The organism is Maritimibacter harenae (genome assembly GCF_009882975.1).
Taxonomy (GTDB): Bacteria; Pseudomonadota; Alphaproteobacteria; order Rhodobacterales; family Rhodobacteraceae; genus Maritimibacter; species Maritimibacter harenae.
In genome coordinates this window covers 40,638-60,221 of sequence record NZ_WTUX01000002.1, presented here as the reverse complement: position 1 = coordinate 60,221, position 19,584 = coordinate 40,638, and the positions used below count along the sequence as shown (strand labels likewise).

Sequence of the window (19,584 nt, the reverse complement as noted above, 5' to 3'; positions counted from 1 at the left end):
CCAACTTCACCGGCCCGAATGGCTCCATCCCGGATCCGTCTCCGCCCGCTCTGCCGTCAGGGCGGCTTCCGAAAGGTACTTGGTGGACGACCAGCCGCCGTCGACGGCCAGCACCTGGCCGTTGATCCAGCCGGAACTCGGTGAGGACAGGAACCAGATCGCCTCGGCCACGTCCTCGACGGTGCCCCACCGGGCGGCGGGCGTCATATCGTGGTTCATCCGGCGGAACGCTTCGACCTCCAGCCGATGCTCGGTCATCGGGGTCGGGATCACGCCCGGGGCGACCGCGTTCGACCGGATACCCGCGGCGCCATATTGCGCGGCCATGTGGAGCGTCAGTCCGTTCAGCCCCGCCTTGGCCGCGGAATACGCGCCGCCACGCAGCCCCCCGACCAGCGCGTAGGTCGAGGACACGTTGACGATCGTGGCCGTGTCGCCGAAGCCCTTCAGTGCCTCCCGGGCCAACCGGAAGGGCGCGCGCAGCATGATGCCGAGGAAACGGTCGAGCGTTTCGTCGTCCGTGGTATGAACCGGCTCGGGGCTGCCGATGCCGGCGTTGTTCACCAGGTGATCGAGGCGCCCGAATTCGTCGAGCGCGGTCTGCACCGCGCGGGCGGGCGCGTCGTCCCCGGTGATGTCGACGGCGCAGGGCACCATCGGGGCTGGCAGGTCGGCGCAGGATTTCACGGCCGCATCCAGTTTCGCCGGATCGCGGGCGACACCGACGACGGCGACCCCTTCGCTCAGGAACTTGCGCGCCGTGGTAAGGCCGATGCCGCTGGATGCGCCGGTGATCAGGGCGGTTCGCATGGACTGTCCTTTCAGTACGGCGTGAGCGGCGCGGAGTGGGACATGATGTCGTCCGCGCCGAGGAACTGGCGCAACACATGCGCCTGCTTGAGATAGAGATGGGCGTCGGCCTCGGCGGAAAAGCCGATGCCGCCGTGGATCTGGATGCCGGTCCGCGCGTTGGCGAGCGCCACGCGCGGGGCAAGGCGGGCCAGGGCAGACAGTTGGAAGCCCGCGTCTTCGTGACCGTCGCGCAGGGCGATCGCCGCCATGTCGACCAGTGCCGAGACCTGTTCGATCCCGATCGCCATGTCCGCGGCCTGGTGTTTGATCGCCTGGAAGCTGCCTATGGGGCGGCCGAATTGTTCACGCGTCCGGGCGTACTCGACGGCCAGGTCGCAGGCCCCCGTCGCGACGCCCAGAAGCTGCGCCGAGGTGAGCAGGCGCGCGACGGCCTCTGTCGCCGCATCCGCGCGCCGGTTGTCCGCACCGGGCGCGACCCGCGCCATCGGCATCGCATGGCCCAGCGCCTCGACCGGCGTGGTGTCGCCAAGCGCGGCAAGGACCAGCCCGCCACCGTCGCGCACGAGGATCGCCTCCGCCCCATCGGGGTCGAGGGCGAGCCAGCCCTCCCCTTCCGCGACACCGGCGCAGACCGTCGCCCCCGCATCGAGCCTGCGGGCCACGGCCGTGGCGAGCGCGCGTGGCGTCACGAGGTGGCGCCCCAGCGCAACGTGAAGCTGCGCCTCCTCCACCAGCGTGAAGCCCGCCCCGCCGTCGTCCTCGGCCACCGCGAGGGCGAAGGCGCCGAAGTCCTCGAGCGGGGCGAGGTCGTCGACCTGCCCCTCACCCAAGCGCGCGACCGGGTAGTGGGTGCCCAGCATGGTCTCGGCGGCGTCGAGGATCTGGCGCAGGTCCTCGCCCGGGGTCAGATCGAAACTCATGCCCGCGGCTCCCGTGGCAGGCCGAGCACGCGCTCGGCGATGATGTTGCGCTGGATCTCGGCGGTGCCGCCGGCGATCGTCTCCGAATAGCTTTCGAGGTAGTCGTGGGACCAATGGCCGTCGGTCAGCCCGGCGGGACCCAGGATGTCCATCGCGGCGCGGTGCACCTTCTGCGCCAGCTCCGCGAAGCTCAGCCGCACGAGCGAGCCGTCGAAGGGTGTCGCGGGTTCGCGCAGCGCGGTGCGCCAGGTCATCGCGCGGATCGCGGCGGCCTCGGCGCGCAGGTCGGCAAGCCGCGCGGCGGTGGCAGACCCGGCGGGGGCGTCGGCCAGCGCGATCAGGTCCTCGACCTTCACCGACAGCTCGAGCTGGAGGGCGAGCGCGGCCGTGCGCCGTTCGAACGCCAGCGTGGTCATCGCGACCGACCAGCCGTCATGCAGGTCGCCCACCACGTTGTCGAGCGGGATACGCACGTCGTCGTAGAAGACCTCGGCGAAATGGGTGACACCGGCCATGTTCTCGATCGGGCGCACGGTGATGCCCGGCAAGGTCATGTCGCAGATCACCCAGGACAGCCCCTTGTGGCGCGACGAGCCCGGTTCGGTCCGGATAAGCAGTTCCTGGTAGTCGGCGATGTCGGCGTAGCTCGACCAGATCTTCTGACCGTTGACCACAAGCACGTCGCCCTCGACCCGTCCCGTGGTGCGCAGGCTGGCAAGGTCCGACCCGGCCCCCGGTTCCGAGAAGCCCTGGCACCAGATCGAACGGCCCTCCAGAATGCGCGGCAGGTGGAACGCCTTCTGCGCCTCGGTTCCGCGTGCGATCACCGTGGGCCCCGCATGGTTCAACGCCACGAAGGTGCAATCGAGCGCGGAGGGCGCGCGGGCGCGCACGTATTCCTCGTACCACAGGATGAGGCGCTCGGGTGACAGCCCCTGCCCGCCGTAGTCGGACGGCCACGCCAAACCGGACCAACCGCCCGCATGACAGCGCGCGAGCCAGTCGGTGGCGTAATCGCGCGATGCCCGTCCTTCGCGCGGCGCGGGACCCGCGGGCCGGTTGGCCAGGAGCCAGTCGCGGGCCGCCCGGCGAAATGCCTCGTCCTCGGATGTCGGCGTGAGTTCCATGTGCCTTCTGGCCCTCATAAATTCCATATAGCGGGACAATGCTCACAAACGACGCCTGCCCCGGGGCGGCGCTGCTCCGAGGCTATACGTCGAGAAAGGATCAGGTCAAGGCGGCAAAGGTTGACACCGGCAACAGCTCTGGGCATTTTCGCAGAAAGATAATGCGAGCAAATATGTCTCACTATATGGGAGTTGTGCTGGATGGATTTCGCGTGGTCGGCCGAAAACGACGCGTTTCGCACGAAGGTGTGCGATTTCCTCGACAGTGAGCTGCCTGCCGACTGGCAGTCTATCGCGCGTCATGGCCCCGGGTCACGCGAACAGACGGAATTCAGCCTCACGTTCTGCCCCAAGCTGGCCGACGCCGGCCTTCTCGTGCCGCACTGGCCCGAGAAATGGGGCGGCGCCGACCGGCCGACGTGGGAGCATTTCATCCTCGGCGAAGAAATGTGGGCGGCCGGGGAGCCGCGCGGCGGACAGTACATGAACGTGAACTGGATCGGCCCGGTTCTGATGCGCTACGGCTCCGAAGAGCAACAGGCGCGCTACCTGCCTCCGATGGCCTCGGGACGCGCGATCTGGTGCCAGGGGTTTTCCGAACCGGGCGCCGGCTCCGACCTCGCCGCGCTGCGCACGCGCGCCCTGCGCGACGGCGACGACTACGTGATCAACGGGCAGAAGATCTGGACCTCTTACGCCGGCATGGCCGAAACGTGCTTCCTGCTCGCGCGCACCGGCGAGGGCCGCGAGGGAATCGCGGTCTTCCTCGTCCCGATGGATACCCCCGGCATCGAGGTGCGCGCCATCCCCAGCCTGATCGGACACGGCGACATCCACGAGGTCTTCTTCACCGACGTACGCGTGCCGACCTCCTGCCGGCTGGGCCAGGAGGGCGAGGGCTGGAACATCATCTCCTACGCGCTGTCGAACGAACGGGTCGGCATCCCGCGCTACGAAATGTCGTCGCGCGAGCTCGACGCGATGGTGGCCGAGCTCAAGGCGCGCGAGTCGTTCGGCAACGCCATCGTGCGCAGCAAAGCGGCCGAGGCCGCGATGGCCTGCGAATCGGCGCGCATGCTGGTCTACCGCGTAGTGGACGAACGCGCCCGGGGCGAGCCGCCGGGCACCGCCGCGAACCTTGCACGCGTGGCCGTGGTCGAGGCCGACCACAAGGTCACGGATTTCGGGATGGACTTCCTGCCCGACTGCTTCTCGGGCGACGGGCACCCCGCCTTCCAGGCCCACCACGAGCGCGCGATCGTGACGGGCATCGCGGCGGGCGCGGCCGAGATTCAACTGAACCTGGTGGCGCGCCGCCACCTCAACCTGCCCAAGGGGGCATGACCATGCGGCTTGCCTTCAACGAAGACCAGGCGACCTTCGCCACCGTGCTGGCCCAGATGCTGTCGGACGACACGGAAGCCGGCTTCCGCACGGTCGACGGCTGGGGGCGCTTCGACTATGGCCACGCGCTCGACGCGCGGCTTGAGGAGGCGGGGTTTTTCGACGCGGCGCGCGAAGATGACCTGGGCGCTGTCGCGGCCGCCGCGATGGTGCACGAGGTCGCGAAGGCGCCGGTCGTGATCGAATGCGCTGCAACGGCGCTCCTGCGCCCCTTCCTGGGCCAGGAGCTTCCCCGCCCGCTCGCGGTCCGCGTGGACGATGCGCCCGGCGCGATCCGGTTCCTGCCGCAGGCCCGCTCCCTCCTGTCGATCACCGACGCGGGCATCCGCTGGGCGCAGATCGAAGGCCGGGGCGCGCCTGTGGAAAGCCTCTATGCCTACCCGATGGGCATGCTCGACGACGCACCCGACTGGCAGCCGCTCGATGTCGACCCGAACGCGGTCCGCACGCTCTGGCAGGTGGCCCTGGCCGCCGAGCTTGGCGGGGCGCTGGCCGGCGGTCTGGCCTCCGTGCTGGAGCACGTGCGTGAGCGCGCGCAGTTCGGGCGACCGCTGGGGAGCTTCCAGGGCATCCAACACCGGCTTGCCGAAGACGCGGTCTGGATCGAGGGGGCGCAGCTTCTGACCCTGCGCGCCGCCGACAGCCGTGACCCGGCAGATGCGGCGCTGGCACTGGGGCATCTGCAATCCCATGCCACGCGGATCGGTTATGATCTGCACCAGTTCATGGGCGCCATGGGGCTCACGCTCGAGCACCCGCTGCACCGCTGGACCTACCGCGCCCGCGCGCTGCGGGCCGAGATGGGGGGCGCGCCGCAGGCGCTTCTCGACTACGCCGATGCAAGATGGGACAAACGATGAGCGACACGCCGGACTTCGAAACCCTACGCCTCACGCGTGACGGGCGGCGGCTGACGATCATGATGAACCGGCCAGAGGCGCTCAACGCGTTCGGCGGTCCGATGCACCGCGAGATCATCGACGCACTGGCCTTCGCGCGCGACGACGCCGGGTCGGACGTGGTGGTGATCACCGGCGCGGGCCGGGCGTTCTCGGCAGGCGGCGACATCGCCGGGATGGCGCGGGTCCTCGAGAAACCGGAGCTTTTCGACACCGAGGCCGAAGAGGCCAAGGCTCTGATCTTCACGCTGTTGGAGATCGAGAAGCCCGTCATCGCGCGCATCAACGGACCCGCCGTCGGCCTCGGCGCCACGATCGCCCTGTTCTGCGACGTCACCTTCGCGGCCGAGAGCGCGAAGATCGGCGATCCGCACGTGTCGATCGGGCTCGTCGCGGGGGACGGCGGGGCGATCATCTGGCCCGCGCTCGTCGGTCTCCACCGGGCCAAGGAATTCCTGTTCACCGGCGAGATCCTGACGGCCGCGCGCGCGGGCGAGATCGGGCTGGTCAATCACGTGGTGGCCGACGACGCGCTCGACGCCGCCGTGGACGAATTCTGCGAGACGCTGCTCGGCGGCGCGACCCAGGCGATCCGCTGGACCAAGGTCGTCATGAACATGGAGCTCAAGCGCCTGGCCCACGAGATGATGGAACCCGGCATCGCCTATGAAACGCTCAGCGTGCGCAGCGACGAGCATCGCGCGCGGGTCGAGGCATTCCTGGCCAAGACGAAGAAGCCATGAGCGCGGCGGTCGAAAGGCTGGCCGCCCGCATGGCGGCCCTGGATGCCGCCGGGCGTCACCGGGCGCCGCGCCAACCGACGCTCGGCGAGATCGCGCTGCAACTGGCCGCCGCGGACCCGGAACGCGAGGTGATCCGGCAGGGCGACATGCGGCTGACGCGCCAGGGCATGCTCGACATGGCGCTGCGGCTCGCCGGCGGGCTCGACCGGCTCGGCCTGACACCCGGGGCGGCAATCGCCTTTCAGCTCCCGAACTGGTGGGAAGCGACGGTCATCAACCTCGCCGCCGCGCTGACCGGCTACCGCGTCGTGCCGCTGCTCCCCATCTACCGCGCGGCCGAGCTGTCCGCGATCCTGCCGACCTGCGGGGTCGAAGCGATCTTCATCCCGCCGGCGGGCAAGGTGGACTACCCGGGGCTCATCGCCTCGCTGGAAAAGCCCCCGGCACATGTCGTGACGGTGCGCGGGGACGGCGAGCTGTCGTTCGACGTCCTGCTGGACGGGGCGCCAGCGGCGCCGCGCCTGCCCGACAGCCGCGACGCGAAGCTGATCATCTTCACCTCGGGCAGCACCGGGGCGCCGAAGGGCGTGATCCATACGCACGACAGCATGGACGCCGTGGTACGCCGCACGGCCGGGTTCTGGGCCATGGACGGCGAAGACGTGCTCTTCGTCCCCTCCCCGATCGGTCACATCGGCGGGTCGATCTACGCGTTCGAATTTCCGTGGATCACGGGCTGCCGGACCGTGCTGGAGGATGGCTGGGACCCGGCGCGCGCAGCGTCACGCATCGACGCCGAAGGTGCGAGCTTCATGGCCGGCGCGACGCCGTTCCTGTCCGGCCTGCTCGACGCCGCGCGCGTCGCCGGGACCACCCTGCCATCGCTGCGCCGGTTTGTCTGCGGCGGGGCCTCCGTGCCGCCCGAGCTTGTGCAGGAGGCGCTGACGGCGTGGCCCGATACGGTCGTGTCGCGCGCCTATGGGTCGACAGAGGTGCCATTGGCCTGCCCCGGCATCCGCGACCGGGCCGCTGCCGAGACCCATACGGACACGGACGGCGAGCTGGCCATCGAGGCGCGGCTCGAGGACGGCGAGGTTCTGCTGCGTGGCCCCCAGATGTTCCCCGGTTACCTCGACCCGGCCCATGACGACGGCGCCTTTACCGAGGACGGTTTCTTCCGCATGGGCGACCTGGGCCGGATCGTCGACGACCGCTTCCTGGTCATCACCGGGCGCAAGAAGGACATCATCATCCGCAAGGGCGAGAACATCAGCCCGCTCGAGATCGAGAACGCGCTCCTGACCCACCCGGAGGTCGCGCAGGTCGCCATCGTCGGCGCGCCCGACCCGACGCGCGGCGAGATGGTGGTCGCCTTCGTGGTGGCCGGGGACGGTTTCGACTTCGAAGCGATGACCGCTCACCTGGCGCGCGCCGGGCTCGCCAAACAGAAGTTCCCCGAGCGGCTTGAGCGGGTCGATGCCCTGCCCATGAACGCGGTGGGCAAAGTGCAGAAGCCGGACCTGCGCAAAAGGGCCGCCGCGCTGGTGGCGGGGGCCGGCGAGAGCGGCTAATGTGCCGCAACACTGGCGGGGAGAGCCCATGAAAGACGAGAACCAGGACGGGACGCAGGCGATCCGGCGCGCGGCCGCGATCCTGAAGCAGATCGCCCATGTCTCGGGCGATGCGCCGATGAACCTGCGCAACATCTCCGAGGCCGTGGGGCTGCCCCGCTCCACCACGCACCGCATCCTGAAAAGCCTGACCGACACCGGGCTCGCCGCCTACAACCCGGCCTCGCGCAAGTACGAGGTGGGCATGCTGAGCTACGAGCTGGGCCTCGCCGTGAGCGACCGGGTGCTCGAACTCGCCCCCTGGACCGCCTGCGTGGACAGGGTCGCCGAGCGGTCGAACGTGACCACCTACCTCATGCGCCGCTCGGGCTTCGAGGCGGTCTGCGTCCACAAGGCCGAGGGGCGCGCGGTCATCCGCGTGATCCCGGTCGAGGTCGGCCAGCGGCGTTACCTGGGCGTCGGCGCCGGGGCGACGGCGCTCTTGGCGGGCCTGCCGGACGACACGGCCGAGCGGGTGATCGCGACGATCGCCCCCGAGCTCGACGTGTTCGAAAGCCTCGACGCCGACACGGTGCGCGAGGCGGTGGCCGAGACCCGCGCGACGGGCTTTTCCGAAAGTCGCGGCCGCGCCTACCGCTCGATCTACGGGCTGGGCATGGGCGTGCGCGCCTTTGCGGAGGAACCCGATCTCGCCATTTCCATCGCGGTCCACACCGAGGAAGTGGACGACGCGCGCATCGCGACGTGGAAAAGCATCATCCGCGAAGAAATCGAGGCCACCCGGACCCGCATCGCGGCCCGTTGATCTAACGGGCCAGGATCGGCGCGAGCAGCTGGGCGGCCAGCGCCTCGGCGTCGTCGCCCAGTTCCTTCGTCCGCTCGTCCACGATGGCCTGGATCGACATGCCGCTGATGGCGCCGGAGATCAGCCGCGCCGCCCGGTTGATGTCCGCGTCCGGCGCGAGCTCGCCTGCCGCCTGCGCCTGTTCGAGATAGGTATGCAGATTGTCGTGGTAGGCCTTCTGAAGCCCCGCCACCCGCGGTTTCAGATCCGGCATGGAGCCGGTGCTTTCGATGATCAGGTGGTAGAGCGCGATGGCGCTTTCGGGCATGTCGCGCACCGCTTCGAGTTGAAGTCGGATGCGCTCGGCCAAGGCCGCGACCCCGCGCTTCTCGCCGACCCGGTTCTCGACATGGCGCAGGAACCGGTCCTCGATCCCGTCCAGCACGGCAATGAGCAGCGCGAGCTTGGTGCCGAAACGCTGCACGGGCAGATTGGGGCTGTAGCCCGCGTCGATCCCGATCTGGGCCAGCTTGGCGCCCGCGATGCCGCCCTTGCTGATCAGCGCCGTCGCCGCCCGCAGCATCCTGCGGTCGGACGCCTCGCGGCGGTCTTTCTTGGATCCCAGTTCGGCGCGCGTCATGACCTTCCCCTGCCCCGGATCCCGGATGCGGCGCAACCCCTCACCGGCCCGTGCTGGCCCCGGGCAGCCAGGTCACGATGTCGGGCACGAGGATCAGGAGGATCACCACGGCGATCGCGGTCAGCGCGAAGGGCAGCACGCCCAGGAACACGGTGCCCAGCGAGATCGGGCGTCCGAGGTTCGCCTCCGGATCGGACGCGATGCGGTGGACGATGAAGGTGAGGATGCCCAGCGGTGGCGTCAGGAGCCCGACCTCGGCCATGACCACAAGGAACACGCCGAACCAGAGCGGATCCACCCCGACCGATGCGAGCGGCCCAAGAAGCACGGGGATGGTGAGGAGCATCATCGCCAGCGTGTCCATGAACATGCCGAGGATCAGGTAGGCGCCGATCAGGATGAACAGCAGTTCCACCCGGCCCAGTCCCATCTCGGCGATGCCGGTCGCGATGAAGTTGGGCACCTGGCTCAGCGCCATAGCGCGGGTCAGGACGGCGACCCCCACGATCAGCAGGAAGACCGAGGCGGTGCCGGTCAGCGTGCCGACCAACGCCTCGCGCAGCATCACGCCGATGGCCCGCACGCGCGTGCCCTGGCGAAGCTGGTGGATCACCCCCAGGATCAGCGCGGCGATCATGCCGCAGACCCCCGCCTCGGTCGCCGTGAAGATACCGGCGAAGAGGCCGCCGATGACGATCAGGATCACGATGGCGATCGGGGTGCCCTCGATCAGGGCGCGGATCCGCATCGACCAGGTCACGTCGGACATGTCGGCGCGCGGCGCGAGGCCGGGGCGCAACGAGGCGTGAAGCACGATCATGGCCCCGAAGGCGACGGCGAGGATCACCCCCGGCACCACGCCCGCGAGCAGCTGCTGCCCGACCGGGAGCGACGCGGCCCCGGCGTAGACGACGAGCAGCAGCGAGGGCGGGATGATCTGTCCCAGTGTCCCCGCGGCGGCCACGCTGCCGACGGCGAGCTGCGGATGGTAGCCCGACTTCAGCATCTCCGGGATCGACACCCGGCCCAGCGCATAGGTGATGCCGATGGTGCTGCCCGAACTGGCCGCCAGCGCGGCCCCTGCGAAGTTCGTGGCCACCGCGAGCCCGCCGGGCATCCAGCCCAGCCACATGCGCGCGGCGGAGAAGGCCGAGGTGGTGAGCCCGGACTTCCACAGGATCATGCCCATCAGGATGAACATCGGGATCACCGACAGAGACCAGGAGGCGGTCGCGTCGAAGGCCACGCTCTCCATCGTCGAGCGGACGACCCGTCCGCCGGTCAGCGCGTAGAGCCCGACCACCGCGGCGCCCAGCATGGCGACGCCCACGGGAATGCCCATGAGCAGAAGGACGATGGACAGCACGATGATGAGCAGCCCGGTGATTTCCTTGGACAGGTCGGCGGCCAGCATGCCCCAGAGCGCCCCGCCGGCCACGATCAGGCCAAGGACGAAGATCGTCATGCCGATGCGCGACGCGGTGCGGCCCGGTCCGGTGAGGGTTTCGGTCTGGCTGGTCATATCGCTTCGCCCTCGTGCGCCTCGTCGTCGTCCGCGGCATGCGGCAGATGGCCCGCGAGGTAGCGATAGCTCGTCGCGGCCATCTGGAGCGCCAGCGCAAGCACGCCCACCGGGGCCGCGACCTTGAAGGGCCAGATCGCCACCGGCGGGCTCGAGGCGGTGGTCTGCCCGTACTCGGCCGCTTCCAGCGCTTCGCTCAACCCATGCCAGGCGAGCGCGAGGAGCAGCACCGTGGCGATCGCGCCGAACACGCCCTCGACGGCGCGACGCATGCGCAAGGGCAGCGTGTCGAGCAGGATCGTCACCTTGATGTGTTCCTGCTTGCGCTCCGTGTAGGCGAAGGCCAGCAGGGTGAGCGTCGGCATCCACCAGTTCTCGGTATATTCGAGCGTTCCGGTGAACGGCTTGTTGAACGCCGCCCGCCCGATCACATCGACCAGCACGTTCAGCGCGAGAAGGATCAGCGCCGCACCGGCGACCAGGGCAAGGGCGAGCGCGACGGCGTCGACGATCCTCAGGAGAACCGGATCGGGTCGCGGCGCCGTGTCGTCGTGAGTGGTGGCATCAGACATGGAATGAAGTGTCGCCCGTGCGCCCGTCACCGGGCAAGCCTGGAGTGTCCGCCCCTGTTGCGGGGCGGACAGGTTCGTCTCAGTTCATGAGCCCGGGGGTGACCTCGGAATTGAACTTCTCGTAGAAGCCCGACAGGTCCACCTCCGAGAGCCCGGCGAAGGCATCGAGGATGGCCTCCGGCGTGCGCTCGGTCACCTCGTAGCCGTCTTCGACCAAAGCGTCGGTCCAATAGCCGATCCGGGCCTGGTAGTCGTCGATGAAGCCCTGCGGGTTCTCGACGCTGTCAGGCGCGCTTTCCGGCAGGGCCGCGATGTAGGCCGCCCGCTGTTCGCGCGCGATCGGCTCGAGCGAGGAGATGTCGTTGGTGTGGATTTCCTCGCCTTCGGCGATCAGCTCGCCCGCCTTGGCCTCGATGTCCAGGTAGCCTTCCCAGATGTCGTAGGCCGCTTTCACGTTGGCCTGCGTGATGAAGTCCTGCAGTTCGGCCGGGAAGCTGTTCCACACGTCGAGGTTCATCACCCAGGTCGAGGCTTGAAGCTGCGCCATCGTGACGGGCACGTATTCCGGCGCCACGTCCTTCAGGACAAGCCCGTCCACGTACTGGTTCGGGTTGATGACCATGCAGTCGAACACCCCGCGCTGAAGCCCTTCATATGCCTCGCCCCACGCGATGGAGACCGGGGTCATGCCCAGCGCCTCGACGGTTTCGGACCAGACCGCGCCGATCGCGCGGGCCCGTTTGCCCTCGGCCTCTTCTGGCGACGAGATCGGCGTGTTGCACAGCAGGTTGTAGGCCGGCGTCGCAGTCGCCTGCAGCACCTTCACGTTGTGGCGCGCGTATTCCTCGGTCAGCGGTTCGAACGTCAGCACGGTCTCGAGCGCCGTCGCACCGCCCGCGGCCACGTCATGCACGGTCGAGCCCGACAGCGCCGCGCCCATCCCGAAGAGCCACGAACCCACGGGAAGCTCCTGGGGCATGTAGGACGGGATGATGAGGCCGATGTCGGCCACCCCGTCGCCCACGCCCGAAAGCGTGTCGAGCGCGCCAAGGAGCGAGGACGACCAGTAGTTCTCGAAGGTGATCTTGCCGTCTGTGAATTCGGTGATCGACTCCTCCCAGGCGACCATCGCCTTGCCGAAGTTGGCGTCCTGGTTGCCGGAGAAGTCGGCGAGCTTGAGCGTCATCGGCTCGAGGTTGTCGAGCCATTCCTGCGCTTGGGCTGCCGTGGCGAAGGTCATGCCGGACGCGGCCAGAAGTGCCGCCGCGGACAGGCCCGTCCATTTGGTGGTGAATGTCATGTGTTCCTCCCTGAGCCGTTGCCGGCCATCTCTGGTTCGCGGCACGCGGCCGCGATGAAAAAACGCTAGCACCTCCTACTTAGTGGGACAAGAGACCAGTTGCCGCGCCCCACCGAAAACGCCTGAAATTCCTGATTTTCCGATATTATGGCGCAAAACATGGTGCTCTTGACCCTCAGAGCGTCCCATTTCCTGAGACGTTTTCGTCAATTTCGTCCCGGATTATGGGACGGTCTACCACATTGCGACATGATCCGGATCCAGGTGCACGTCGATCAGGAAAGGCCGGCTGCGGTCGCGGCCCGCCAGTGCGTCGGGAAGCGCGGCGAGCGCATCTTCGGACCGGACCTCCACCCCGTCACCGCCGAGCGCCCGCGCGAGGGGCACGAAGGCGGGCCAGTCGAACAGCGTGATCGCCGGGTCGAGTTGCTTGTCGCGGAACTGGACGTGCTCGGCCCCGTAGCTGCCGTCGTTCATCAGCACGACGATCAGGTCGAGCCCGGCGCGCACGGCCGAGTGGAATTCGGCCAGGTTGCCCAGCATGAACCCACCGTCGCCGTTGAACAGCACGGTCGGCCGCCCGGGATGCGCCACCCCCGCTCCGATCGCCGTCGCAAGGCCGAGACCGATCGACCCGAAGCTCGCCGAGGTCACGAAGTCGCGCGGGGCCGGCGCGGTCAGAAGCCCGTAGCTGCGGACCATCCAGCGCCCCGCATCGGTCACGAGCACGCGGTCTTCGGGCAGGATGTCGTTCAGCCGCTTCAGAGCGGCAAGAAAGTCGATGGTCCCATCGCGCGGGCGGCCCGGCTTGGGTATCGGCGGCACGTCGAGCCCTTGGGCCGGCAGGTCGCGCGTGAAGCCCGACGCCGGGATCTCGACCTCGTCGAGCCAATGCACGAAGGTGTCCGCCGCCTCGGCCGCCTGCCCGAGGATCGCGACATCCGCGACCGCGCCGACCCCGAGATCCTCGGCCCGGTCGGCGACCTGGATCACGCGCTTGCCCTCGACGAAGCCCCCTTCGGCGGTCGTGTGGAAATTGAGCGATGCACCGAAGGCGATGATGCAATCGGCCCCCATCAGGATTTCCGCGGCCTGCGGCGTGGACACGGTGCCACACACCCCAAGCACGTGATCCTCTCCACGAAACAGGTTCTTGGCGCGGATCGTGGTGGCCAGCGGCGCTTCGATCCGGCGGGCAAGCCGGAGCAGCGCCGCACGCGACGCGTCGTCGATCGCCCCGCGCCCAGCCAGCACGACGGGGCGGCGCGCCACCGCGATGATCCCCACCGCATTGTCGAGCGCGTCACCCTCGATCCGCGTCGGTCCCAGCGCCGGCACGTCCCAGCTCTCGTGGGTCGCCTCGGCGTCCTCCCACTGGAAGTCCGCCGGCATGTTGAAGACGACGGGACGGCGCTCGGCCTTGGCCCGGCGCACGGCGCGGGCCAGGTCTTCCAGCGCGGTCCCGGGACGGCGCAACTGCTCGAACCCGGCCCCGGCTGCCACGGCGACCGCCTTCTGGTCCGTGTTCTGGAGGTTTTCGCGATCCGCCACGGGCGTGTCCCCGGCCATCAGGACGATCGGGGTGTGCGAGCGCGCGCCTTCGGTCAGCGCCGTGACGCAATTCGTGAGCGCGGGTCCATGCGTGACCGTGCAGAACCCCACATCGCCCGTGGTCATCGCATAACCGATGGCCATCAACACGGCGCCGTTCTCGTTCCCCGCGCTGACATAGCGCGTGTCGTCCATGTCGGCGAACGCGGACACGAAATAGGCGTTCGCATCCCCCACGACGCCGAACAAGGTGCGCACGTCATGATCGCGAAGCGCCGCCGCCAGCGCGAGGTGTAATTTGGCCATGTCTCGAACGATTCCGAAATTTTACTAACTCATGGGTTATCGAAATTCGGACGCGATTTCAATCACCCTCGCGGAGGTGGGAACGTGGGACCACCACGGGCGACGCGCCGCGGGGCGTAGCACGGCAATGACATGTTCGTTTTCTGTTGATCGGCAGAAGGCTTCCGAAGCGCCTGGAGCAGCGCTTTCCCGTGCTTTCTGTGGGCATGGTGACATGCAAAGGTACGCGCCACAGACCGCGCCCTGCATTCGGGGCGCGGTCCCGTGGGCGTGCGAGGAACCAAGCGTGGTGAGCCGTTTCAGTCGCGTTGCCCGGCGCAAGACCGGCGTCCGCCGCCGGTCTCTTCCGAACCTGCGCTTTTCTTCACGAAGCCTTGCGGACCTTCGAGAACCCCGCCATCGAGGCATAGCCGCCGACGATCGCCTTGCGTTCCTCGTAGTCGAGCACGTCGTCGATCTTCTTGAAGCCTGCCGGCGCAAGTTTCTCGACCTCGTCGATCACGCGCTCCGGGCCGCCGACGCGGTTGGTGCGCACGACTTCGGCCGTCTTGGGCAGGCGTTCCTTCTCGTAGCCCCAGAGTGCCGCGCGCGGGTGTTCGGAGCGCGCGAGGAGGTCCGACAGGCAGCGCGCGTCGAGGATCGCCTGGCTCGCCCCGTTGGAGCCCACCGGGTACATCGGATGCGCGGCGTCCCCCAGCAGCGTCACCCGTCCGAAGGTCCAGCGCGGGAGCGGATCGCGGTCGGCCATCGGGTATTCGAAGATCGTATCGGTCGCACGCACGAGCCCGCCGATGTCCATCCCCGGCACGTGGAAGCGCAGCGCATGGGGCAGCACCGTGGCCAGGGGCACCCGCCGCGACCAGTTGTCGGGCGGCGGGGTGGAGATTTCGGGATCCTTGATCCGCACGTTGACCACCCAGTTCATCAACTGGCGGTCGCCCTCGGGCGGCGCGATCGGGTAGAGCACGAACTTGCCCCCCAACCCGCCGCCGATGGCCATGCTCTCGCCGTCTTCCCAGATCGGCCAGTCGGTCGCGCCGCGCCACATCGCGACGCCCTGCCACGAGGGCGGGCCCTCGTTCGGGTAGAAGGCGCGGCGTCCGACGGAATGGATGCCATCGGCGCAGATCAGCACGTCGCCCCGGTCGGTCTGGCCGGCGCCGCCCTCCACCGCGTCGGTGAAGTGGGCTGTCACCCCCGTCTCGTTCTGCACGAAGCCCGAAAGCCTCCGGCCGGTGCGGATCGCGTCGGGGCCGAGGCGCTCGATCACCGCGTCGTGGATCACCTTCTGAAGACGGCCCCGGTGGATCGAGAATTGCGGGACATCGTGGCCCGCATGCGTGCCGCGCAGCTCCGACCAGACCTCCTGCCCCTGCTTGGTCAGGTAGGACAGCTTGCGCGTCCGCACCCCGACCGCATCCAGCGCCGGAAGCAGGCCCAGCTCGGACAATTCGCGGATCGCGTGGGGCAGCACGTTGATGCCCACGCCCACCTCGCGCACCTCGCGCGCGGACTCGTAGAGTTGCACGGGAATGCCGCGCGCATGCAGCATGAGCGCCGTCGTCAGCCCGCCGATCCCTGCGCCTGCGATCAGAACCTTCATCGGATCATGTCTCCGAGGGCGGCAGGAAATCGACCTCGTGCTCGGCCGAAACCGCGACCACGTCGGCGGGGTTCGCGTCGGGGCCCAGGTTGTGGAGCGCCCAGAACAGGTCGTAGAGCCGGCGCGCCGGAGCCACCCAGAACAGGCATTTGATCGTGCTGTCGCCCTTGTTGTAGATGCCGTGCGGAATGCCCCGGGGCAGCCGGATCACGTCGCCCGGCTCGGCATAGGCCTCGACCCCGTTGAGGAGCAGGTCGAAGCGTCCTTCGAGGACATAGATGAACTCGTCCTGCGTGGGGTGGATGTGCGGGGGCACGAAGGTGCCCTTCGGCAGCGTCGCGTGCCAGGCCATCGAGCTCTCCGAGACCTGCTTGGGCACGTAGGTCTGCCCCAGCACGTTCCAGGAGACGTCGTCGATACCGGTGGTTGAACGGGTAATGCCGGGCAACATTGTCATGCGGGCTGTCCTTTCGAAGAGTCACACGTGCAGGAAACGGTCCTTCACGTCGGGGGTTGCTAGGATGTCTTGAGTGGTGCCGCTCCAGACGACGCGGCCCTTCTCGATCACGACGTGGCGGTCGGCGAACCGGGTGAGCGCGTCGACATTCTTGTCGATGACCAGGATCGCCTCGCCTTCGTCCTTCAGCGTCTCGAGGCAGGACCAGATATCGGCGCGGATGAGCGGCGCGAGCCCCTCGGTCGCCTCGTCCAGCACGACGAGCCGCGGATTGGTCATCAGCGCCCGGCCGATCGCCAGCATCTGCTGCTCGCCGCCGGACAGCTGGGTGCCCATGTTGCGCTTGCGTTCGGCCAGCCGCGGGAAGAGTTCGTAGATGCGCTTCAGCGTCCACCGCCCGGGCCGCGCCGTGGCGCGCAGGTTCTCTTCGACCGAGAGCGTGGGAAAGATCTGGCGCCCCTCGGGCACCAGCCCGAGCCCGGCCAGCGCGACGCGGTGCGGATCGGCCCCGGTCAGGTCCTCCCCGTCGACCCGAACGGTCCCCGCGCGCGGCTTGAGCATGCCGAAGATCGACTTCACGGTGGTCGTCTTGCCCATGCCGTTGCGGCCCATGAGCGTGACCACCTCGCCCGCATCGACGTGCAGGTCGATCCCGAAAAGGATGCGGCTTTCGCCGTAGGCGGCTTCGAGCCCGGTGACTTCAAGCATCGGCCATCTCCTCGCCCTCTTCGCCAAGATAGGCCGCCCGCACGTCGGCGTCGGAGCGGACCTCGTCGGGCGTGCCGGTGGCGATGATCCGCCCGTAGACCAGGACCGAAACCCGGTCCGCCAGGGCGAAGACCGCGTCCATGTCGTGTTCGATCAGCAGCATCGCGAAGCGCCCCTTGAAGCGGCGCAGCCGGGCCACGAAAGCCTCGGCATCCTCGCCGCCGACGCCGGCCAGCGGCTCGTCGAGGAGCAGCACCTGGGGATTGGTCGCAAGCGCGATGGCCAGCTCGAGCCGCCGGTGTTCCCCGTGGCTGAGCGCACTCGCCACGACCCCGGCGCGGTCGCCCAGGCCCGCCTCGGTCAGCGCCTCCATCGCCGCGTCGTTCAGGGCGGCGTCACCGGCCACGGGCCGGAAGAAGCGGAAACTGGAGCCCGAGCGCGCCTGCACGGCGAGCGCCACGTTCTCCAGGACCGTGAAGCCCGGAAGGATCGAGGTGATCTGGAAGCTGCGCGCAAGGCCACGCTTCACCCGTTCCGGCATGGACAGGCCGGTGATGTCGGCTCCGTCCAGCCGGATACGCCCGCTGTCGGGCTTGAGCTGTCCCGAAAGCTGCGCCACCAGTGTCGTCTTGCCCGCGCCGTTGGGCCCGATGATCGCGTGGATTTCGCCCGGCTCGACCGTGAGCGACACGTCATCGGTCACCTTCAGCGCGCCGAAGCTCTTGGTCAGGCTCTGTACGTCCAGACGGCTCATTTGCGCGCCCTCCACAGCCCGGTGCGCTCAAGCAGCCCGGTGATCCCGCGCGGCGAGAAGAGCACCATGAGCACGAGGATCAGGCCGAAGAGCAGCGGCCAGTGATGGGTCAGGGCCCCGAGCCATTCTTCGAGCAACAACGCCACCACCGCGCCGCCGATGGCGCCGGTCAGCGTGCCGATACCACCGAAAACGACCATGACGATCAGTTCGCCGGAGCGGTGCCACGACATGAAGGCGGGCGACACGAACTCGGCCTGGTTGGCCAGCAGCACACCCGCGAGCGAGGTGATGCAGGCCGAGATCACGAAGGCCGTCAGCTGGTAGCGGAAGGGCGGAAAGCCCACCGCCTCCATCCGTTCGCGGTTCTCGCGGATGCCGGTCAGCACCCGGCCGAAACGCGAACCCACGATCCGGTGACAGGCCGCGAAGAGCGCGATCAGGAAGCCCAGCGTGACGTAGTAGAGCGTCATGTCGTTCTCCAGCACGTCGGAGCCGAAGATCGTCGAGCGGCTGGACAGCCCGTAGCCATCGTCGCCCCCGTAGGCCGAGAGCGAGATGAAGAAGAAGAACGCCATCTGCCCGAAGGCGAGCGTGATCATGATGAAATAGACCCCGCGCGTGCGCAGCGAGATCGCCCCGGTCACCAGCGCGAAGGCGGCCGAGACCACCACCGCGCCCAGCATCTGGAGCAGCAGATCGTTGACGCCGTAGCTCGACAGGATCGCGACGGCGTAGGTGCCGAAGCCCAGGTAGGCCGCGTGGCCGAAGGAGACCATCGCCCCGAAGCCGAGGATCAGGTCCAGCGCCATGGCCGCGATCGCGTAGGCGAGGATGCGGGTGGCGATCAGGACCATGAACGGGTCGCCAAGCGCCACGGCCACCGGGGGCAGCACCGCGAAGAGCGCGAAAAGGATCAGCGCCACCTTGACCCGCATGGCCATCGCCGGGGCGCGCGGGGCGGCGCGGGGTGCGGTCGTCACGTCGCTCATCAGCCGCGCCCTCCGAACAGGCCCGTGGGTTTGGCGAAGAGGATCGCGGCCATCAGGATGTAGACCAGCATCGGCGCGAGCGTGCGCCCCGCCTGCCCTGCCGCCGAGGCATCGAGGACCGAGCGCAGCAGGATGGGCCCGAAGACGCCGCCGAGCGTGTCCACCACGGCCACGAGAACCGCGCCCAGGAACGCGCCCTTGATCGACCCGATACCCCCGATGACGACGACGACGAAGGTCAGGATGAGCACGCTTTCCCCCATGCCGGTGTCGACCGACAGGATCGGCGCCACGATGGCGCCCGCGAAACAGGCCAGCACCGCCCCCAGGGTGAAGACGATCGCGAAGAGCTTGCCGATGTCGACGCCCAGCGCCGAAACCATCGCGCGGTTCGTGGCACCGGCGCGCAGCAGCATGCCGATGCGCGTATGGTTGACCAGGAGGTAGAGACCACCGGCCACCGCCAGCCCCGCCACGATGATCGCGATGCGGTAGACCGGGTACTGGAGCGGCCCCATCAGCGGGACCGACCCCGAGAAGATGTCGGGCATCGGCACCGACAGGGGCGAGGTGCCCCAGATGATCTTCACCGTTTCATTGGCCATCATCACGAGCCCGAAGGTCGCCAGCACCTGGTCGAGGTGCGAGCGGTCGTAGAGCCTTCGGATCACGACGACCTCCAACAACAACCCCACCACGACGGCCCCGGGGAGCACCAGCAGGAGAGCCCACCAGAAGCTCCCGGTCGCCGCGGCGAAGGTCGCCATCAGGTAGGCGCCCGCCATGTAGAGGACGCCGTGGGCCAGGTTGACCACGTCCATGATCCCGAACACGAGCGTCAGCCCGGCCGCGATCAGGAAAAGAATGATGCCGAGTTGAACCCCGTTGAGGAGTTGAAGCACGAGCAGGTTTGTCATG

19 protein-coding genes are annotated in these 19,584 nt (G+C 68.6%); 5 read left to right on the top strand and 14 right to left on the bottom strand.

The genetic code is table 11. From position 1 onward, the window contains the following. Positions 1–6 precede the first annotated feature (6 nt). Genes GQE99_RS00385 through GQE99_RS00375 form a run of 3 tightly spaced genes read right to left on the bottom strand, consistent with a single transcriptional unit; the run spans position 7 to position 2,860 of the window. Complete coding sequence (locus GQE99_RS00385; protein ID WP_161349609.1) at positions 7–810, bottom strand: SDR family NAD(P)-dependent oxidoreductase; 804 nt, start codon at positions 808–810, stop codon at positions 7–9. A gap of 11 nt (positions 811–821) precedes the next feature. Further along, the gene (locus tag GQE99_RS00380; RefSeq protein WP_161349608.1) at positions 822–1,733 is read right to left on the bottom strand and encodes an acyl-CoA dehydrogenase family protein; all 912 of its coding nucleotides are present in this window, start codon (positions 1,731–1,733) and stop codon (positions 822–824) included. Further along, on the bottom strand, positions 1,730–2,860 hold the full coding sequence (locus GQE99_RS00375; RefSeq protein ID WP_161349607.1) for an acyl-CoA dehydrogenase family protein: 1,131 nt from the start codon (positions 2,858–2,860) through the stop codon (positions 1,730–1,732). The genes GQE99_RS00380 and GQE99_RS00375 overlap by 4 nt, the downstream gene beginning before the upstream one ends. Before the next feature lie 201 nt (positions 2,861–3,061). Here GQE99_RS00375 and GQE99_RS00370 point away from each other — a divergent pair, with 201 nt between their 5' ends. The 5 genes from GQE99_RS00370 to GQE99_RS00350 are packed head-to-tail and all read left to right on the top strand — an operon-like array spanning position 3,062 to position 8,282. Beyond that, positions 3,062–4,204 carry an acyl-CoA dehydrogenase family protein gene (locus GQE99_RS00370; protein ID WP_161349606.1) on the top strand — a complete coding sequence of 381 codons (1,143 nt, stop codon included), beginning with the start codon at positions 3,062–3,064 and terminating at the stop codon, positions 4,202–4,204. Then, a complete protein-coding gene (locus GQE99_RS00365) occupies positions 4,201–5,124 on the top strand; it encodes an acyl-CoA dehydrogenase family protein (RefSeq protein WP_161349605.1) in 924 nt (307 codons plus the stop codon). The genes GQE99_RS00370 and GQE99_RS00365 overlap by 4 nt, the downstream gene beginning before the upstream one ends. Beyond that, positions 5,121–5,906: an enoyl-CoA hydratase/isomerase family protein gene (locus tag GQE99_RS00360; protein ID WP_161349604.1), complete on the top strand. Its 786-nt coding sequence runs from the start codon at positions 5,121–5,123 to the stop codon at positions 5,904–5,906. Before GQE99_RS00365 ends, GQE99_RS00360 begins: the two co-directional genes overlap by 4 nt. Further along, entirely contained in the window at positions 5,903–7,477 is a 1,575-nt protein-coding gene (locus GQE99_RS00355) for an AMP-binding protein (RefSeq protein ID WP_161349603.1), read from the top strand. Before GQE99_RS00360 ends, GQE99_RS00355 begins: the two co-directional genes overlap by 4 nt. 28 nt (positions 7,478–7,505) lie before the next feature. Beyond that, complete coding sequence (locus GQE99_RS00350) at positions 7,506–8,282, top strand: IclR family transcriptional regulator (protein WP_161349602.1); 777 nt, start codon at positions 7,506–7,508, stop codon at positions 8,280–8,282. Between the two features lies 1 nt (position 8,283). On the opposite strand, the gene GQE99_RS00345 is transcribed toward GQE99_RS00350, so the two are convergent. From GQE99_RS00345 to GQE99_RS00295, 11 genes are all read right to left on the bottom strand, one after another. Beyond that, on the bottom strand, positions 8,284–8,901 hold the full coding sequence (locus tag GQE99_RS00345) for a TetR/AcrR family transcriptional regulator (RefSeq protein WP_161349601.1): 618 nt from the start codon (positions 8,899–8,901) through the stop codon (positions 8,284–8,286). A 40-nt stretch (positions 8,902–8,941) separates the two neighbouring features. Next, positions 8,942–10,423 carry a TRAP transporter large permease gene (locus GQE99_RS00340; protein WP_161349600.1) on the bottom strand — a complete coding sequence of 494 codons (1,482 nt, stop codon included), beginning with the start codon at positions 10,421–10,423 and terminating at the stop codon, positions 8,942–8,944. Then, positions 10,420–10,995 carry a TRAP transporter small permease gene (locus GQE99_RS00335; RefSeq protein WP_161349599.1) on the bottom strand — a complete coding sequence of 192 codons (576 nt, stop codon included), beginning with the start codon at positions 10,993–10,995 and terminating at the stop codon, positions 10,420–10,422. Before GQE99_RS00335 ends, GQE99_RS00340 begins: the two co-directional genes overlap by 4 nt. Positions 10,996–11,074: 79 nt before the next feature. Continuing rightward, the gene (locus GQE99_RS00330; protein ID WP_235917048.1) at positions 11,075–12,295 is read right to left on the bottom strand and encodes a C4-dicarboxylate TRAP transporter substrate-binding protein; all 1,221 of its coding nucleotides are present in this window, start codon (positions 12,293–12,295) and stop codon (positions 11,075–11,077) included. Between the two features lie 234 nt (positions 12,296–12,529). Then, a complete protein-coding gene (locus GQE99_RS00325; protein ID WP_161349598.1) occupies positions 12,530–14,152 on the bottom strand; it encodes a thiamine pyrophosphate-binding protein in 1,623 nt (540 codons plus the stop codon). A 364-nt stretch (positions 14,153–14,516) separates the two neighbouring features. Further along, entirely contained in the window at positions 14,517–15,755 is a 1,239-nt protein-coding gene (locus tag GQE99_RS00320; RefSeq protein ID WP_161349597.1) for a flavin-dependent oxidoreductase, read from the bottom strand. Positions 15,756–15,759: 4 nt separating this feature from the next. Beyond that, positions 15,760–16,206 (bottom strand): cupin domain-containing protein, encoded by a 447-nt coding sequence (locus GQE99_RS00315; RefSeq protein ID WP_202530531.1) that lies wholly within the window; start codon positions 16,204–16,206, stop codon positions 15,760–15,762. Between the two features lie 27 nt (positions 16,207–16,233). Then, positions 16,234–16,920, bottom strand: coding sequence for an ABC transporter ATP-binding protein (locus tag GQE99_RS00310; protein WP_161349595.1), 687 nt, complete (start codon positions 16,918–16,920; stop codon positions 16,234–16,236). Then, complete coding sequence (locus GQE99_RS00305; RefSeq protein WP_161349594.1) at positions 16,913–17,674, bottom strand: ABC transporter ATP-binding protein; 762 nt, start codon at positions 17,672–17,674, stop codon at positions 16,913–16,915. The genes GQE99_RS00310 and GQE99_RS00305 overlap by 8 nt, the downstream gene beginning before the upstream one ends. After that, complete coding sequence (locus GQE99_RS00300; RefSeq protein ID WP_161349593.1) at positions 17,671–18,666, bottom strand: branched-chain amino acid ABC transporter permease; 996 nt, start codon at positions 18,664–18,666, stop codon at positions 17,671–17,673. Before GQE99_RS00300 ends, GQE99_RS00305 begins: the two co-directional genes overlap by 4 nt. Next, positions 18,666–19,583 (bottom strand): branched-chain amino acid ABC transporter permease, encoded by a 918-nt coding sequence (locus GQE99_RS00295; RefSeq protein ID WP_161349592.1) that lies wholly within the window; start codon positions 19,581–19,583, stop codon positions 18,666–18,668. Before GQE99_RS00295 ends, GQE99_RS00300 begins: the two co-directional genes overlap by 1 nt. Between the last annotated feature and the right edge of the window lies 1 nt (position 19,584).

What these genes read in the sequence shown, in the direction of transcription:
- GQE99_RS00350 (WP_161349602.1), top strand. Translation starts at nt 7,506, where the DNA reads ATGAAAGACGAGAACCAGGACGGGACGCAGGCGATCCGGCGCGCGGCC.
- GQE99_RS00375 (WP_161349607.1), bottom strand. Translation starts at nt 2,860, where the DNA reads ATGGAACTCACGCCGACATCCGAGGACGAGGCATTTCGCCGGGCGGCC.
- GQE99_RS00340 (WP_161349600.1), bottom strand. Translation starts at nt 10,423, where the DNA reads ATGACCAGCCAGACCGAAACCCTCACCGGACCGGGCCGCACCGCGTCG.
- GQE99_RS00305 (WP_161349594.1), bottom strand. Translation starts at nt 17,674, where the DNA reads ATGAGCCGTCTGGACGTACAGAGCCTGACCAAGAGCTTCGGCGCGCTG.
- GQE99_RS00335 (WP_161349599.1), bottom strand. Translation starts at nt 10,995, where the DNA reads ATGTCTGATGCCACCACTCACGACGACACGGCGCCGCGACCCGATCCG.
- GQE99_RS00345 (WP_161349601.1), bottom strand. Translation starts at nt 8,901, where the DNA reads ATGACGCGCGCCGAACTGGGATCCAAGAAAGACCGCCGCGAGGCGTCC.
- GQE99_RS00300 (WP_161349593.1), bottom strand. Translation starts at nt 18,666, where the DNA reads ATGAGCGACGTGACGACCGCACCCCGCGCCGCCCCGCGCGCCCCGGCG.
- GQE99_RS00365 (WP_161349605.1), top strand. Translation starts at nt 4,201, where the DNA reads ATGACCATGCGGCTTGCCTTCAACGAAGACCAGGCGACCTTCGCCACC.
- GQE99_RS00360 (WP_161349604.1), top strand. Translation starts at nt 5,121, where the DNA reads ATGAGCGACACGCCGGACTTCGAAACCCTACGCCTCACGCGTGACGGG.
- GQE99_RS00295 (WP_161349592.1), bottom strand. Translation starts at nt 19,583, where the DNA reads ATGACAAACCTGCTCGTGCTTCAACTCCTCAACGGGGTTCAACTCGGC.
- GQE99_RS00355 (WP_161349603.1), top strand. Translation starts at nt 5,903, where the DNA reads ATGAGCGCGGCGGTCGAAAGGCTGGCCGCCCGCATGGCGGCCCTGGAT.
- GQE99_RS00325 (WP_161349598.1), bottom strand. Translation starts at nt 14,152, where the DNA reads ATGGCCAAATTACACCTCGCGCTGGCGGCGGCGCTTCGCGATCATGAC.
- GQE99_RS00380 (WP_161349608.1), bottom strand. Translation starts at nt 1,733, where the DNA reads ATGAGTTTCGATCTGACCCCGGGCGAGGACCTGCGCCAGATCCTCGAC.
- GQE99_RS00370 (WP_161349606.1), top strand. Translation starts at nt 3,062, where the DNA reads ATGGATTTCGCGTGGTCGGCCGAAAACGACGCGTTTCGCACGAAGGTG.
- GQE99_RS00315 (WP_202530531.1), bottom strand. Translation starts at nt 16,206, where the DNA reads ATGTTGCCCGGCATTACCCGTTCAACCACCGGTATCGACGACGTCTCC.
- GQE99_RS00330 (WP_235917048.1), bottom strand. Translation starts at nt 12,295, where the DNA reads ATGACATTCACCACCAAATGGACGGGCCTGTCCGCGGCGGCACTTCTG.
- GQE99_RS00320 (WP_161349597.1), bottom strand. Translation starts at nt 15,755, where the DNA reads ATGAAGGTTCTGATCGCAGGCGCAGGGATCGGCGGGCTGACGACGGCG.
- GQE99_RS00385 (WP_161349609.1), bottom strand. Translation starts at nt 810, where the DNA reads ATGCGAACCGCCCTGATCACCGGCGCATCCAGCGGCATCGGCCTTACC.
- GQE99_RS00310 (WP_161349595.1), bottom strand. Translation starts at nt 16,920, where the DNA reads ATGCTTGAAGTCACCGGGCTCGAAGCCGCCTACGGCGAAAGCCGCATC.